This window comes from Sphaerotilus sp. (assembly GCF_034519685.1).
GTDB lineage: Bacteria > Pseudomonadota > Gammaproteobacteria > Burkholderiales > Burkholderiaceae_C > Sphaerotilus.
On the sequence record NZ_JAXHOF010000002.1, the window covers coordinates 128,650 to 144,464 of the forward strand.

Below are 15,815 nucleotides of genomic sequence, written 5' to 3' on the forward strand. Positions count from 1 at the left end.
GGTGTCCACTGGGTTCTGTTCATCAAGGAGTCCCTATGGACGGCTGCTGCGACCACCCACACGACAAGAAATCCACGCATGAGGTCCATCACCACGGACACGACCATCCCGGTGCCTCCTGCGGCTCGGCTTCCACTGTGCGGGCTGATCTGCCTGTGCCTGAACCGATGGTGGATGGGATACGTACTCCGATCCGGATCCTGCAGATGGATTGCCCTACCGAGGAAGCACTGATCCGTCAGGCGCTGGGTCATTTGCCCTCGGTCAAAAGCATGGAGTTCAACCTGATGCAGCGCGTGCTGACCGTGGTGCATGTGCCCGATGCCCTCGACACCGTGCTGCAGGCCGTGCGTTCGCTCGGTTTCCAGCCCGAGGTGCTGACGGTTGGTCAGCCTGCTGAATTGGCTGTTGAGTCACCCAAGCCCTGGTGGCCCCTGGCGCTAGCGGGTGCAGCCGCCGTGTCTGCTGAAGCGGTGGGCTGGTGGGGCCTCCTGCCCGAATGGCTGGCGGCGGCTCTTGCGCTGCTGGCCGTGGTGTCCTGTGGATTGACCACTTACCGCAAGGGCTGGGTGGCGCTGCGCCACGGCAACCTGAACATCAACGCGCTGATGAGTATCGCCGTGACGGGTGCGCTGCTGCTGCGGCAGTGGCCGGAAGCGGCCATGGTGATGGTGCTGTTCACGATCGCCGAGCTGATCGAAGCCAAGTCGCTCGACCGTGCCCGCCACGCCATCTCTAGCCTGATGAAGCTAGCCCCGGAGACCGCCACGGTACAGCAAGCTGACGGAACCTGGCGTGACACTGTGGCGGCAGAGGTGACCGTGGGCAGCCTGGTGCGGGTCAAACCCGGCGAGCGCATCGGGCTGGACGGCACGATTGTCCAGGGCCGCTCGGCGGTGAACCAGGCCCCGATCACCGGGGAAAGCCTGCCAGTGGACAAGGTGCCCGGGGATGCGGTGTTCGCTGGTACGGTCAATGCGTCTGGCGCCTTCGACTACCGGGTCACGGCGGCCGCGAGCAACACCACGCTTGCCCGCATCATCCATGCCGTCGAGGAGGCCCAAGGCGCCAAGGCCCCCACACAACGCTTCGTCGATCAGTTCGCCCGTGTCTACACGCCGATTGTGTTCGCGACGGCCCTGCTGGTCGCTGTCGTGCCCCCGCTGCTGTGGAATGGCAACTGGCACGACTGGATCTACAAGGCCCTGGTGCTGCTCGTGATCGCTTGTCCCTGCGCGCTGGTGATCTCGACGCCGGTCACCATCGTCAGCGGACTGGCTGCAGCGGCCCGACGCGGCATCCTGATCAAGGGCGGTGTCTACCTGGAGGAAGGTCGCAAACTGGTGTGGCTGGCCCTCGACAAGACCGGCACGGTCACCCATGGCAAGCCGGTGCAGACCGAGTTCGAGTTGCGTGCCGAGGTGGACACTGCACTGTGTCGCCGACTGGCCGCCAGTCTGGCCGGTCGCTCCGATCACCCGGTGTCGCAGGCCGTGGCTCAGGCCGCTGACCGCGACGGTGTCACCCGCGAGAGCGTCGAAGCCTTCGAGGCGTTGCCCGGCAGGGGCGTGCGCGGGGTGATTGGCGGCAAGGCGTATTCGCTGGGCAACCACCGCCTGGTGCATGAACTCGACCGCTGCTCTCCTGAACTGGAAGTGCGACTGGACACCCTGGAGCGGCAAGGTAAAACGGTGGTCATGCTGGTCGATGACCGGCAGGTACTGGCCTTGTTCGCCGTGGCCGACACGGTGAAGGACAGCAGTCGCGCTGCCATCGCCGAGCTGCATCAGTTGGGGGTCAAGACCGTGATGTTGACCGGCGACAACCCGCACACGGCGCAGGCGATTGCCGGGCAGGTGGGGATCGACCAGTCGCGTGGCAACCAGTTGCCCGAGGACAAGCTGAAAGCGGTCGAGGCGTTCGCCACCGAAGGCCCGGTGGGCATGGTCGGCGACGGCATTAACGATGCCCCGGCGCTGGCACGCGCCGACATCGGCTTCGCCATGGGCGCCATGGGCACTGACACCGCGATCGAGACGGCCGATGTCGCCTTGATGGACGACGACCTGCGCAAGATCCCGGTCTTCATCCGCCTGTCGCGGACTACGCACGCGGTGCTGGTGCAGAACATGGCGGAGTCAAGTCTGAAGTGCAACGTTTCTGAGCGCGAGGGCCTGCCGCTCGGCGAGCTTGGCCTGAACGATTTCGGTATAGACCTCGCGAGGGGTGCGGAAGTCGAGGATCTTGCGGGGCCGGTCATTGAGCATGGCCTCGATGTAGGCGAGCTTCTGCGGGGTGACGGTGGACAGGTCGGTTCCTTTGGGCAGGAACTGGCGCACCAGGCCGTTCATGTTCTCGTTGGAGCCGCGCTGCCAAGGGCTGTAGGGCTCGCAGAAGAACACGGGCATGCCGGTGGCTTCGGTCAGCTCCTGATGACGGGCCATCTCGGAGCCGCGGTCGTAGGTGAAGCTCTGGCGCAGCTCGGGGATGACGGTCTTGAAGCGGCGGCTGAAGCCGTCGAGTGCGTGCTGTGCGGTGCAGCCGTTCATCTGGGTGAGCAGCACGAAGCGGCTGTAGCGCTCCACGGCGGTGCCGATGGCGCTGGCGTTGCGCGCACCCTTGATGAAGTCGCCTTCCCAGTGGCCGGGCACCTCGCGGGAGTCGACCTCTGCGGGGCGCTCGCTCAGGGGCGTCATGTTGGCGATGTTGCCGCCCTTGCGGCTGGTGCCCCGCGCACGCGGCATGCGTTTGGCGTGGCTGCGGCGCAGCTCGGCGATGAGTTCGGTGCGCAGCTCCCCGCGCGGCACCAGGTAGACGGCTTGGTAGATGGTCTCGTGCGAGACGCGCTGGGTGGGGTCTTCGGGGTGCATGCGCTTGAGCCTTCCGGCGATCTGTTCGGGGGACCAGGCCCGCTGGAGTTCGTGGCGCACGAACTTGCCCAGCGGGGTGTCGAGCAGGGCGCCGAGCTTGCGCACGCCGGCCTTGGCCTGCACCCGGCGCTGACTGGCCTGCTGCTGCGCGCCCGCGGCCAGGTAGCCTCGTTTCGGGTGTGCGTTGCGCGCCAGCTCCCGGCTGATCGTCGAGGCCGAGCGGCCCAGTTGCACGGCGATCTCTCGCTGCGTCAGCTTCTGCGTGACCAGCAGCCCAATCTGCGTGCGCTCCTCCAGACTCAGGCTTGAATACTCTTGTCCCATCGGCTCAACCTGTTGATTCCATTGCGGTGTTGCACTTCAGTCTAGAGCGTGCCCACTGGTCTGGCTCCGGGTTGTCGATGGGGTACGCTTATCGGCGCTGGATTGGCTCGGCGCTGGTGTGGCGCTGTTGGGAATGTTGATCATCGTGGCAGGTTGGGACAGTAGAAATTAGTCACGCAAACCAGCCAGCCGCAGTCGGTCTTCGGCTGTGATCGACGTCAGCATTTCTTGGATGAATTTTTGCTGCATTGAAAATGCACGAGGCTTGTCAGGGTCAATACTGGAAACTCTGAACAAGAGTCCATCTGCGATATCACCTTGCATCGCGTATGAAATTTCCTTCAGTTTCTTGTCCAGCCCGGACTTGACGGCGTGATTGCCGATGGTTGTCCAGTAGGTGACTGGCTCGACCCTGCGGGACTGAAATGTGGTTTCCAATTGCTTGGTGGGAATGTCACCGTAGGGCGTTGTCAGGGTCAGTTTTCGCGAGTCACCAACCTGAAATCCTTGCGCTGGGTAACATATCTCTGGTAGATGCACTTGGAAGGAATCGTTCTGGTTTTTGCCGTAGGCAATCGATAACATAATCACGTAACCTTCGTTTGATGCGTAAGTTCTTGTAACCAGCTCGGTGTAAAGTTCATCGAGTAACTGCTGCTGCTGTGGATTAACTATCCCTGTTGATACGTCCATTTTTTTCCAGGAGCCAAATTTCTCTGGAATTATGCTGGATATTTTAATGCCGCCTCTCGTGTCAGACATGAAATTGGTTGGTTTGATTTGATTTGCGGAAAATCCGCTGAGCAACATTGCCGCACACAAGATGATGGCGGATATAATTTCACGAGTCATGATTTTTTAACGAAGATAAATCTGAGAAATCCATCAAATAAAATTATCAACAGCAAGGCTGCCATGAAAAGTACCATTCCGGCAAAGTCATGTAGAAAACCTTGCCCGGCTTCATCGCCAAGATGATAAGTGATTAGTGTCAACGCAATGACGCGAATGACGTTGGCGACAAAACTGATCGGCACTATGCAGATGGCTAAGACGATGTTTCGTGCTATTGATTGGTGTTTCACCAAGTTCAAGTAGAGTAGTCCCAGAGCCTCTAGTGTGAATAGTGTGTTCAATCCTGCGCAGGCATCCGCCACCAGTAACTGGTACTGTCCGATTTGCAAAATGACCCCACTACGGCTGATAGGATACCCAACAGCATAAAGTACCGACTCAACCACATAGGACACGGCGGTTTTCATGGGCTGAGTCATGGCATCGACAAACACGCCTGGCAGAGGAATCATGAAGATCATGAAAACCAGTGGAAACCATAAATACCGCAAGGCTTCTGTTCCCCGAAGTATAAGCACGGTACATGCGACAATAACAATGAGTGAGCCAACCTCAAATATTAATATATTTTGAGATCTTCCAATGATGTATATCAGCAATCCAAAAATCAGCAATGCCCAACCTACAAAAAAAGTAGGCCGTAGCGGTGCCGCAATGACTTGGAATGCTTGCTTCCAAAGCAGCCAGACAGAAACAGCTAATACGATGGGGCCATGTCCTTGCTGATCTCCGGCCCACAACCCATTGAACAGGTCTCGGAAAGTTGGGAAGTACATCACCAGTAATCCGAGTAATGCAATGGCCCATGGAATTAATTCTTTTCTGGCGTCAGGTAGGGAAAATGGTTTTGCGGTTTTATGTATAGTGGCTTGATTTATTTTTGACATATTTTATTGATTGCCTGTATATAGGCTGACCAGTTAATGCGTATATATATCGGTAAATAATAATTATTTAATTTAATTTCGCTTGGTGGCGATTCGCTGCTGGGCAATTAATTGATTTAACACCTCAAAGACTTGAACTTCACCGCCCGCTTGATGAGGCTCCGTACTGAACTGTCCATTCACGATAAATTTTGGTACCCCATCTATTTTGTAAGTATTTGTCAGGGTTCTCATTTTGTTCACCTGAGCTTGCATGCCGAATGACTTGTACATGGACTCAAAAGCTTTGCTGTCTATGCCATTTTTTATCGCCCAGTTGATGATCGCTCCGTCTTCCCTAAAATTGATGCGGTCTTTGTGTATGGCTTCGAAAACAGCCAGGTGATACTTCGAGAGGGAGTCCATTGCGCGCAGTGTTGCAAATATTTGGGCGTGGATGGAAGTTTCTTTTCTGGAATCCCAGACGATATGTTCTCGTCGAAAAGAGACATCGGCTGAAAGCTTCTTCTCCCACACATTCACCATTGGATCCACTTTGAAACAATGTGGGCATCCGTACCAAAAAAACTCAACGATCTCAATCGTTTCAGCGTTGGCATTGGGGACGGGTGGCTTCATGGTGGAAAACACACCCTCAGCACCATGATCTCCTGCTGCTTGCGCCCAGTGTGGGATGGAAATTAGTCCAAGTGACAATGATGTTGTGATGGCTCTTCGCAATTGATTCATGATGCTTTGAATGTAAGATTGTTTTGTTGATATAGGTTATGCGAGGAGGGCTTTTATGTCCGCAGAGAAGTCTGAGGCTGTCTGCTCATGTTTCATTGCCAGACGCAATAGCCCTTGTGTGTCGAATATATAGGTCAGCGTGGTATGGTCCATCGTGTAGGATTGTCCTGTGGCTACTTTCTGATAAAAAACCTTGAATTCCTTGGCAAACTCAGCGGTGGCTGCAGCACTGCCGCGCAAGGCGATGATTTTCTTGTCGAATGCACCAACATAGTCACGCAGAAGAGTTTCCGTGTCTCGCTCCGGGTCAATGGTGACAAAAATGATCCGAAGTTTCTTGGCGTCCTCCCCCAGTAAGCGACTGACTTCTGCCGCTCGCCCGAGCGCAGTTGGGCAGACATCAGGGCACTGTGTAAATCCGAAGAACAGCATGACAACGCTGCCTTTGAACTCAGACAGAGTTCTAGTTTTTCCATCTATGTCTGTCATGCTGAAAGACTGGCCGAATTTCGCACCGGTTAAGTCCAGTCCTTTGAATGAATACGGGACACGTCTCTCGCAGCCCATTAAAACCAAGGCTGATAGACAATTCATGGCCAGCCATGTACGGCGATTCCTGTAAGGTGATATGTCCATGGGGCTTGATTTCATTGTTGTTTCTTTCCGAGTGGCTTGCCAGATACCGTGCTGCTTGATGGATTTAGCCTTATCTCCGTGGTTTGAGGTGGATAACAAACCCCAAGCGTCTCGAAGCAGCCCTGGTATCGTGCAATCAAAGTGATGGGGGGTGAGGTTTTTTCGGTGTTCGCAATTGTTCCGCGAATTTCAAAAGATTCTGGGTACACCTGCGTGGGGCCGAAACTCCTGTCTTGTTTGGTGATGGCTGCCGGATAATCTGTGCGCAGTAGCTTTACTCCGGTGGAGCCATTTATTTCAAGGCTCACCTTGTCTTTGTATAGATAATAATATGGCTTCAGCGTAAACTGAACGCTGATCCTGCTAGGATCTAACAAGCGTGCTGAAACTTGAAATGCCTGTTCAGGGGGGAGCGGCTCGACAGCTTTCGTGTCGAACCATGCATTCAATCGCCCGGGCTCTGCGGCACTGATATTTGGCGCGCTAATACTGCCGACCACGAACAGCAATGCGCTCCAGATTTTTCTACGACAGATGGATGAAAAAATGATCATTACGTGCTTTCACTCGTGGCTGCAGGGGTGCTGAAACTGATTGTCAGCAGCAAGAATGCTCCTGACATGACATAAATGTCTGCAAGATTGAATGCTGGCCAATGCAAATCTGCCCAGTGAAAATCCAAGTAGTCAACTACAGCACCTATGCGTAACCGATCCAGTACATTACCGAGGGCTCCGCCTATAAGTAATATATAGGCAAAACTTTTTATAAAGCTTTGAATGCCCATCCAAAGTAATCGTGTCAAAATCGCACTGATAATTAATCCAAAAGCACTCAGAAAGTATTTCTGCCATCCACCTGCATTCGCCAGAAATGAGAATGCGGCGCCAGGATTGAGAACATGCACCAGATTAAACCATGCGCTAACCTGTTCAATCGTGCCGACTGGCATGGTCAATGCCACGCCAGCTTTGATTCCCTGATCCATCAAAATCAGTGCAGTCGCCAAAGAAAATATTGGAAATCTGTGCTGATTTGAATTAAATACGTGATTTTTTAACATCGAAGGTCAATCTATTATTTTAAATCTCGACAAATAGCCCAATAAAGATGCTATTAGGACTTACGCAAGTTGAACTCAGTTAGCACAGAGCTTGGACTTTTGTAGCCATCTCAAATGTACGCCATCGGCACTGACGGTCGAGCTATTTCCTGCCGCATGTAATTCGACATCATCGCCTTCTTGATGCTGTAGATATTCGTCCTCATGTCTCTGGCCAGCGCGGACAGATGGTTCCACGCCAAGATGACACAGGCAATGTGATTCCTCTGCGCCCTGGCAGATCGACACTGGCATTTCTCCATGCCCAGCACCTGCTTGACCTCCCGGTGATACTGCTCGATCTTCCACCTGATCGCGCAGATCTCTCGCGTGTCGTCCACCGAAGTCTGTTCCAGATCATTGGTCACCACCCATTCCGTGCGACCGTTTCCCGTCGCCACCCGAAACAGCTTGACCTTGAGGCTGCCTGGAAACTTGTTCACCTTGACGAGCTTGCCGTGCGCGGCGCCTTGGTCGCTCCACTGCAACTCACTGACGGCCTGATAGGGCGCCTGCGCCTGACTGTCATCGACCAGGCGATTGCTCTTGAGCGGGCAGTAGAAGATCTTGCCCGCACGATGGATGTGCACCATCAGCTCCTTGGTGGCGTACCAGGAGTCCATCAGCACCACGCGGAATGGCAGCTTCTTGCCCGTCATGGCCTCGTCGAACATCTCCTGGACGTGCTGGAGCTTGGTCTTGTGGTCCACCTGCGGGGCGAACACTCGCCAGTCGATGATCCAGTAGCGACCGCTGCGGGGGTTGACGTACAAGCAGTTGACCACACCGATGCCCTTGATCAGGCCATGGGCATTGCCGCTGTACTGCCGCCGCACCAGCTCGATCGCATGGGAGTGGTTCTTGTCCGAGACGCTGTCGTCGAACAGCAAGAAAGCGTTCGGATCAGGTTCGATGGATTTCTCCACCTGCTCCCAGACGATGGCAGGCGTTATGTTTTCGTCTTGCAGGTAACGGTTGATGGCGTCATGCGAGAAATGCGGGTGATGGTCGGCGAAGTAGGTTTGGGTATAGTTGGTCTGGGTGGAGATCAGAAACTGACAGTAGTCGCGTCTTGTCGGCTTCATCATGGCTCCTGTTGAGTTGAGGCAAGCCAATTGTAGGCATATTTAATGAATCCGAACAGCCAGTTGAAACAAGATATTTCAGTGCACATCGGGTGCCGGATCAATCCATGGATCAGAATATGGCACTCAAAACTCAGTTGAGTTTGAAAGTTTCTTTTGCGTAAGTCCTAGCTATGCCAAAGATAATCAACAGAAAGGCTGTCCTTTTGTTTTGCCGTCGTAGTTGACTCTGCTGCTGTTGCGTGTGTGCGTTGTCCATGAACGGTGACCAAGATAAAACTTCTATTTCAAACCCTGCAGCAGGTGTAGGGTCAAATCCACCTGTAATACCCCTGACTTGGTTCAGGTTTTGAGAAGATGTCGCCGTGGTGAAGATGTCTCGAAGTTCTCGTGTGAGGTTTGAGATCTGTGCCGCGTCTTGGCAGGTTGGTTCCGAGCTACTCCCCTCCATCCAGTAGTGCTGAGGGTGCCAAGGCAACGGGGTGACGAATTTCTAGAAGCAAGTCACTTGCACATGAGATCGGGGGCCATGCACAATGGTGCGCATCTCATGCTTGCCCTTCTGCGCACTGTCAATGCTCCTGCCCAGACCATCCGTATCGGTGTGCTGTTGGTTGTGTGTCGGCTAAGGGCTGCTGTGAGGTGCGCAGCGTGAAGCGATCGTTCTTGCTGACAATCTGCCGCATGCTGATCGGCGTCGTGCTGTTCGCGCAATTCGCGGTGGCCGCGTATGCCTGTCCAGGGCTGTCGGTCGCCGGTACTCCGAAGCCAGGGATGGTCATCCCTGTCGTGGCAGAGGTGCAGTCGATGGGGACCGATAGAGTGTCGATCACGCTGGCCGCCATGGACTGCGACGACATGGCGGGGTCGATGGACCCGTCGTCTGCCAATCTCTGCGCCGAACATTGCCGCCAGGGGCACCAAAGCGACCAGGCGGCCACGCTGACGCTGCCCGCCGCACTGCTGACGGCCCTGTACCGCCTTCCCCTTGCCCCTGAGCCGCCTGCCCTCAGTCCGCGCCAGGCAGCCGAGGAGGTCAGCGCCCTGGCGGCGGCTTCTCCGCCGCACGCCATCCTGCACTGCTGCTTCCGAACTTGACCGTCCAGACCGCCTGACGCCGACGACCCTGCGGTCGATCCGGCGCCGTGGTCGTGCTCGTCCGTGCCCTGACACCAGTCCGCCGTCCGCACCGAGCCGACACGAAATCACCGTTTCGTTGTCTGGAGAATCCATGTTCTGTCCCCCATCGCCCCACGGCGCTCCCCGGGTGCCTGTCCGTCGCCGCTTGGCCGCGCTGCTTGTCCTTGGTGCCGCATTGCTCCCGCTTGCCAGTCCGGCCCAGTCCACCCTAACGCTCGATCAGGCCCTGCAACTCGCACAGGACCGCTCGCACCAGCTTCCGGCACAGGAGGCCGCAGCCACCGCCGCCCGCGAGATGGCCATGGCGGCCGGCCAGCGTCCCGACCCGACGCTCAAGGTCGGCCTCAACAACTTGCCCTTCGACGGCCTGGACCGGCTCAGCCTGACACGCGATTTCATGACCATGCGCTCGGTCGGCGTGATGCAGGAAATCACACGCGGCGACAAGCTCGCCGCCCGATCAGCACGTTTCGCTCGGGAAGCCGAGACAGCAGAAGCCGCACGGACGGTGGCACTCGTACACCTGCGCCGTGACACCGCCATGGCCTGGTTGGAACGGCATTTCCAGGAGCGCATGGTCGAACTCCTGCAGAGGCAACGCACCGAAGCCGGCCTGCAGGTCGAGGCCGCCGACGCGGCCTACCGGAGCGGGCGTGGCGCGCAGGCTGATGTGTTCGCCGCCCGGGTGGCGGCGGCGCTGATCGACGACCGCCTTCGTCTGGCTGCACAGCAGGTCGAGGCCACTACGATCCGGCTTGCCCGCTGGGTCGGCCCGGATGCGCAACAGCCACTCGGCGAATGTCCGTCCCTGACCACCGTTCCTGCTGCGGTGCATGACCTGGATGCCCATCCGAGCCAGCATCCCGAGATCGCGCTGCTCGCCAGACAGCAAACCATCGCACAGGCCGACGCTGAGCTTGCGCGGCGCAACCAGCGCCCGGATTGGAGCGTGGAACTGATGCTCAGCCAGCGCGGCCCTGCCTACTCGAACATGGTCTCCGTCGGGGTCTCGATCCCGCTGCAGATCGACCCCAGAAACCGCCAGGATCGCGAACTCGCCGGCCGGCTCGCCGTGGTCGAGCAGGCCCGCGCCCAGCGCGAGGAGGCCACGCGGGAGCACCTGACCGAAACCCGTCTCCGGCTCTTGGCATGGCATGGTAACCAGGCGCGACTGGCCCACTACGACCGCACGCTGATGCCGCTGGTCGCCGAGCGCACGCTGGCTGCGCTGGCCACCTACCGGGGCGGCGGCGGCTCGCTCGGCGCAGTGCTCGAAGCGCGGCGCCTGGAGATCGACACCCGCATGGACCGGCTCCGGCTCGACATGGAAACCGCCGCACTGTGGGCCCAGCTCCACTACCTGATCCCGGCCGAGCGCAACGCCGCCGCCGTCACGGAGCAATGAACATGCAACTCAAACCCCTTCTGATCGGCTTGACGGCAGCCGGTGTCCTGGCCGCCACCGGCTACGGCCTGTACACCACCGGCCTGCAGCGCGGCATGGGCATGGCCGCCGCGCCAGCGCCGGCCGCGCCGCCCACGCAGGCCATCCCGCAGAGCATCGCGCAGGGCGAGGACGCCACCCGCCGACACCTCACGGCGGGCCTCAAGGCCGGCGATGTCGATCCGGCCACCGGCCGCAGGATCCTGTACTACCACGACCCCATGGTGCCCGGGAACCGGTTCGACAAGCCCGCCAAGTCGCCCTTCATGGACATGATGCTGGTGCCCGTCTACGCGGACGGCGGTGGGGACAGCGGGGCCGGCGAAGGCCGCACCGTCACGGTCAGCCCCCGCCTGCAGCAGAACCTGGGCGTGCGCACGGTGCCGGTCACCGAGGGCACGCTGTCGCCACCCGTCACCGCTGTCGGCAGCATCGCCTTCAACGAACGCGACCAGGCCACCGTGCAGGCCCGTGCTACCGGCTACGTCGAGCGCCTGCATGTGCGGGCCACGCTTGACCGCGTGGCCAAGGGGCAGGCACTGGCCGAGCTGTACGTGCCGGACTGGATCGCCGCGCAGGAGGAGTTCCTGTCGGTGCGCCGCATGCAGGGCACCGACCTCGCGCCGCTGATGGAGGCGACCCGTCAGCGCATGCGCCAGGTCGGGATGAACGAGGCCCAGATCGCCTGGGTGGAGGGCAGCGGAAAGACGCAAGCCCGCACGATCCTCCTGGCGCCGATCAGCGGCGTGGTCACCGAACTGGCGGTGCGCGAAGGCATGACCGTGACGGCCGGCACCACGCTGTTCCGTCTGAACGGCCTCGGCACGGTGTGGGCCAACGCCGAGGTGCCAGAGAGCCAGGCGGCCCTCCTTCGCCCGGGCACCCGAGTCAGGGCAAAGAGCACGGCCATGCCAGAGGTGACGCTCGACGGACAGGTGCAGGCGCTCCTGCCCGAGGTCAACCCGACGACCCGCACGCTGAAGGCGCGGCTCGAACTCGCCAACCCCGGCGGGCGACTGGTGCCGGGCATGTCCGTGCAGATGCAGTTCACGGACTTGCAGGTAGGCAAGGCCCTGCTGGTGCCGACTGAGGCGGTCATCCAGACCGGCCGGCGAACGGTGGTGATCGTGGCGGACGGCGAGGGCCGCAGCGGACACTTCCGGCCGGTCGAGGTGGAGATCGGCACCGAGGGCGGTGGCCAGACCGAGGTCAAACGCGGTCTGCAGGCCGGTCAGCGGGTCGTGGTCTCGTCGCAGTTCCTGATCGACTCCGAAGCCAGCCTGAAAGGGGTCGAAGCGCGACTGAACACGGCCGAGTCAAAGCCGCAAGCCGAGGACACCACACCGCGCCATGAAGGCGATGCCACGGTGGAGAGCCTCAACCGCGATGCGCTCACGCTGTCCCACGGCCCGATCCCGTCCCTGAAATGGGGCCCGATGATCATGGACTTCAAACCGCCGCCACAGGGTTTGCCCAGCGGATTGAAGGCCGGGGACAAGGTGCGCTTCACGTTCTACATGGGCACGGACAACCTGCCGCAGCTCACGGCTGTGACCATGCAGGCTTCTGCCTCCAAGGCCAAGCCGGTGACGGGTGCCAAGACCGGGAGCCAGCCATGATCGCTCGCTTGATCCGCTGGTCGATCGCCAACCGCTTCCTCGTGCTGCTGGCCACGCTGATACTCAGTGCCTGGGGCCTCTATTCGCTGCAGCGCACGCCGCTCGACGCGCTGCCCGACCTGTCAGACGTGCAGGTCATCATCCGCACGTCCTACCCGGGCCAGGCGCCGCGCCTCGTCGAGAACCAGGTCACCTACCCGCTGACGACGACGATGCTGTCGGTGCCGGGTGCGAAGACGGTGCGCGGCTATTCGTTCTTCGGCGATTCGTTCGTCTACGTGCTGTTCGAGGACGGCACCGACCTGTACTGGGCGCGTTCGCGGGTGCTGGAGTACCTCAACCAGGTGCAGTCGCGCCTGCCACCCGGCGCGAAGGCATCGCTCGGGCCGGATGCGACCGGCGTGGGCTGGATCTACCAGTACGCGCTCGTCGATCGGCGCGGCACGCAGGACGCGGGCCAACTGCGCGCCCTGCAGGACTGGTTCCTGAAGTTCGAGCTGAAGACGGTGCCGAACGTGGCCGAGGTTGCCTCGGTCGGCGGCATGGTGCGCCAGTACCAGGTCGTGCTCGACCCGGACAAGCTGGCGGCCCACGGCATCCCGCACACCCGGGTGGTCGAGGCGATCCAGAAGGCCAACCAGGAGGCCGGCGGCTCGGTGCTCGAACTGGGGGAAGCCGAGTACATGGTGCGTGCGTCGGGTTACCTGCAGTCGCTCGACGACTTCCGCCAGGTGCCGCTCGTGACGACGGAGGCGGGTGTCTCGGTGCGGCTCGGGGACGTGGCCCGCATCCAGATCGGGCCGGAGATGCGGCGCGGTATCGGTGAACTCGACGGCGAGGGCGAAGCCGCTGGTGGCGTGATCGTGATGCGCTCGGGCAAGAACGCGCTGGAGACGATCGCGGCGGTGAAGGCCAAGCTCCGGACGCTGCAGGCCAGCCTGCCCCCAGGCGTCGAGATCGTGCCGGTCTATGACCGTTCGGGCCTGATCGAACGCGCCGTGGAGAACCTCGGGTTCAAGCTGCTCGAAGAGTTCGCTGTCGTCGCTGTGGTGTGCTTCGTTTTCCTCTTCCACCTGCGCTCGGCGTTCGTCGCGATCGTCTCGCTGCCGCTGGGCATCCTGATGGCCTTCATCGTGATGCACCACCAGGGGGTCAACGCCAACATCATGTCGCTGGGTGGCATCGCGATCGCCATCGGCGCGATGGTCGATGCGGCTGTCGTGATGATCGAGAACGCGCACAAGCACCTGGAGCACTGGACCCATGAGCACCCCGGCCAGACGCTCGACGGCGAGGCCCGCTGGCGCGTGATCGGTGACTCGGCCGCCGAGGTCGGGCCGGCACTGTTCTTCTCGCTGCTGATCATCACGCTGAGCTTCATCCCGGTGTTCACGCTGGAAGCGCAGGAGGGGCGGCTGTTCTCGCCGCTGGCCTTCACCAAGACCTACGCGATGGCAGCGGCGGCGGGCCTGTCGGCGACGCTGATCCCGGTGCTGATGGGTTACCTGATCCGGGGCCGCATTCCGCACGAGCAGGCGAACCCGCTGAACCGGCTGCTGATTGCCGTCTATCGGCCGCTGCTGAACAAGGTGCTGCAGGCGCCGAAGGTGACGCTGGTGGCGGCGGCGGCCATCCTGGTGCTGAGCCTGTGGCCGCTGCAGCACATCGGCGGCGAGTTCATGCCCAAGCTAGACGAGGGTGACCTGTTGTACATGCCCACGGCGCTGCCTGGGCTTTCTGCGGGCAAGGCGGCCGAGCTGCTGCAACAGACCGACCGCCTCATCCGGACCGTACCCGAGGTGGCAAGTGTCTACGGCAAGGCTGGCCGCGCCGAAACGGCCACCGACCCGGCGCCGATGGAGATGTTCGAGACGACGATCCAGTTCAAGCCGAAAGACCAGTGGCGGCCCGGCATGACGCAGGACAAGCTCGTCGAGGAACTGGACACCATCGTCCGGGTGCCGGGTCTGGCCAACATCTGGGTGCCACCGATCCGCAACCGCATCGACATGCTGGCCACGGGCATCAAGAGCCCCGTCGGCGTGAAGGTGGCGGGCGCTGACCTGGCCGTGATCGACCGCCTGACGGGCGAGATCGAGCGGGCGCTGAAGGACGTGCCGGGTGTGAGCAGTGCGCTGGCCGAACGGCTCACGGGGGGGCGTTACGTGGATGTGACGATCCGGCGCGACGCTGCCGCACGCTTCGGGCTGAACATCGCCGATGTGCAATCGGTCATCACCTCGGCGGTGGGCGGGGACAACATCGGAGAACTGGTGGACGGCCTGCAGCGTTTCCCGATCAACTTGCGCTACCCGCGAGAGGTCCGCGACTCGCTGGCGGCGCTGCGCGTGCTGCCCATCGTCACCGAGAAGGGTGCGCGGCTGGTGCTCTCCGATGTGGCTGACATCCGCATCACGGATGGCCCACCCATGCTGCGCAGCGAGAACGCACGCCTGTCCGGCTGGGTGTACGTGGACATCCGGGGCCGCGACCTGCGCTCGGCAGTGCAGGACATGCAGCGCGTGGTCGCCGAGAAGGTGATCCTCACCGCTGGCTACTCCATTTCGTGGTCGGGCCAGTTCGAGTTCCTGGAGCGGGCGACGGCGAAGCTGAAGGTGGTCGTGCCGTTCACGCTGCTGATCATCTTCGTGCTGCTCTACCTGACCTTCAAGCACTTCGACGAGGCGCTGCTGATCATGGCGACACTGCCTTTCGCGCTGGTCGGTGGTGTCTGGCTGCTCTACCTGCTGGGCCACAACCTGTCGGTGGCCGGTGCGGTGGGCTTCATCGCGCTGGCGGGCGTGTCGGCCGAGTTCGGCGTGATCATGCTGCTGTACCTGAAGCAGGCGTGGGGCGAGCGTGTGGAGGCCGGCACGACAACGACCGACGACCTGCTCGACGCGATCCGCGAAGGCGCGGTGCTGCGCGTGCGACCGAAGGCGATGACGGTGGCGGTGATCCTGGCCGGGCTGCTGCCGATCCTGTGGGGCACCGGCACTGGCTCGGAGGTGATGCAGCGCATCGCCGCGCCGATGGTCGGCGGCATGGTCACGGCGCCGCTGCTGTCGATGTTCGTCGTGCCGGCGGTCTTCCTGCTGATGCGGCGCTACCGGTCCTGAGATTC

At 60.4% G+C, this 15,815-nt stretch carries 13 protein-coding genes and 1 pseudogene; 6 read left to right on the forward strand and 8 right to left on the reverse strand.

The window, feature by feature from the left end:
* Positions 1-35 precede the first annotated feature (35 nt).
* Positions 36-2,132 (forward strand): annotated as a pseudogene (locus U5O44_RS01115) (heavy metal translocating P-type ATPase); the annotation flags it as partial.
* A 6-nt stretch (positions 2,133-2,138) separates the two neighbouring features.
* Here the strand turns inward: U5O44_RS01115 and U5O44_RS01120 are convergent.
* Positions 2,139-3,194 carry an IS30 family transposase gene (locus U5O44_RS01120; protein WP_322587095.1) on the reverse strand — a complete coding sequence of 352 codons (1,056 nt, stop codon included), beginning with the start codon at positions 3,192-3,194 and terminating at the stop codon, positions 2,139-2,141.
* Positions 3,195-3,249: 55 nt separating this feature from the next.
* Between U5O44_RS01120 and U5O44_RS01125 the strand changes: the two genes are divergently transcribed.
* Entirely contained in the window at positions 3,250-3,366 is a 117-nt protein-coding gene (locus tag U5O44_RS01125) for a YnfA family protein (RefSeq protein ID WP_416222115.1), read from the forward strand.
* Here the strand turns inward: U5O44_RS01125 and epsI are convergent.
* The 7 genes from epsI to U5O44_RS01160 form a co-directional block, all read right to left on the reverse strand.
* Positions 3,363-4,046 (reverse strand): exosortase-associated protein EpsI, B-type, encoded by a 684-nt coding sequence (gene epsI, locus U5O44_RS01130; protein WP_322586624.1) that lies wholly within the window; start codon positions 4,044-4,046, stop codon positions 3,363-3,365. The genes U5O44_RS01125 and epsI overlap by 4 nt on opposite strands.
* The gene (gene xrtB, locus U5O44_RS01135; RefSeq protein ID WP_322586625.1) at positions 4,043-4,936 is read right to left on the reverse strand and encodes an exosortase B; all 894 of its coding nucleotides are present in this window, start codon (positions 4,934-4,936) and stop codon (positions 4,043-4,045) included. The genes epsI and xrtB overlap by 4 nt, the downstream gene beginning before the upstream one ends.
* Before the next feature lie 72 nt (positions 4,937-5,008).
* Positions 5,009-5,665, reverse strand: a complete 657-nt coding sequence (locus tag U5O44_RS01140; protein WP_322586626.1) for a thiol:disulfide interchange protein DsbA/DsbL — start codon at positions 5,663-5,665, stop codon at positions 5,009-5,011.
* Between the two features lie 36 nt (positions 5,666-5,701).
* Positions 5,702-6,301, reverse strand: coding sequence for an SCO family protein (locus tag U5O44_RS01145; protein WP_322586627.1), 600 nt, complete (start codon positions 6,299-6,301; stop codon positions 5,702-5,704).
* Positions 6,302-6,312: 11 nt separating this feature from the next.
* A complete protein-coding gene (locus tag U5O44_RS01150; protein ID WP_322586628.1) occupies positions 6,313-6,855 on the reverse strand; it encodes a protein-disulfide reductase DsbD N-terminal domain-containing protein in 543 nt (180 codons plus the stop codon).
* Positions 6,855-7,364 carry a signal peptidase II gene (gene lspA, locus U5O44_RS01155; protein ID WP_322586629.1) on the reverse strand — a complete coding sequence of 170 codons (510 nt, stop codon included), beginning with the start codon at positions 7,362-7,364 and terminating at the stop codon, positions 6,855-6,857. The genes U5O44_RS01150 and lspA overlap by 1 nt, the downstream gene beginning before the upstream one ends.
* A gap of 110 nt (positions 7,365-7,474) precedes the next feature.
* Entirely contained in the window at positions 7,475-8,488 is a 1,014-nt protein-coding gene (locus tag U5O44_RS01160; protein ID WP_322586630.1) for an IS701 family transposase, read from the reverse strand.
* A 651-nt stretch (positions 8,489-9,139) separates the two neighbouring features.
* Between U5O44_RS01160 and U5O44_RS01165 the strand changes: the two genes are divergently transcribed.
* The 4 genes from U5O44_RS01165 to U5O44_RS01180 all read left to right on the forward strand — a co-directional run bounded on the left by U5O44_RS01165 (position 9,140) and on the right by U5O44_RS01180 (position 15,810).
* Complete coding sequence (locus tag U5O44_RS01165) at positions 9,140-9,586, forward strand: hypothetical protein (RefSeq protein ID WP_322586631.1); 447 nt, start codon at positions 9,140-9,142, stop codon at positions 9,584-9,586.
* A gap of 217 nt (positions 9,587-9,803) precedes the next feature.
* Complete coding sequence (locus U5O44_RS01170) at positions 9,804-11,033, forward strand: TolC family protein (RefSeq protein WP_322586632.1); 1,230 nt, start codon at positions 9,804-9,806, stop codon at positions 11,031-11,033.
* Between the two features lie 2 nt (positions 11,034-11,035).
* Positions 11,036-12,691 carry an efflux RND transporter periplasmic adaptor subunit gene (locus U5O44_RS01175; RefSeq protein ID WP_322586633.1) on the forward strand — a complete coding sequence of 552 codons (1,656 nt, stop codon included), beginning with the start codon at positions 11,036-11,038 and terminating at the stop codon, positions 12,689-12,691.
* Complete coding sequence (locus U5O44_RS01180) at positions 12,688-15,810, forward strand: efflux RND transporter permease subunit (RefSeq protein WP_322586634.1); 3,123 nt, start codon at positions 12,688-12,690, stop codon at positions 15,808-15,810. Before U5O44_RS01175 ends, U5O44_RS01180 begins: the two co-directional genes overlap by 4 nt.
* Positions 15,811-15,815: the final 5 nt, after the last annotated feature.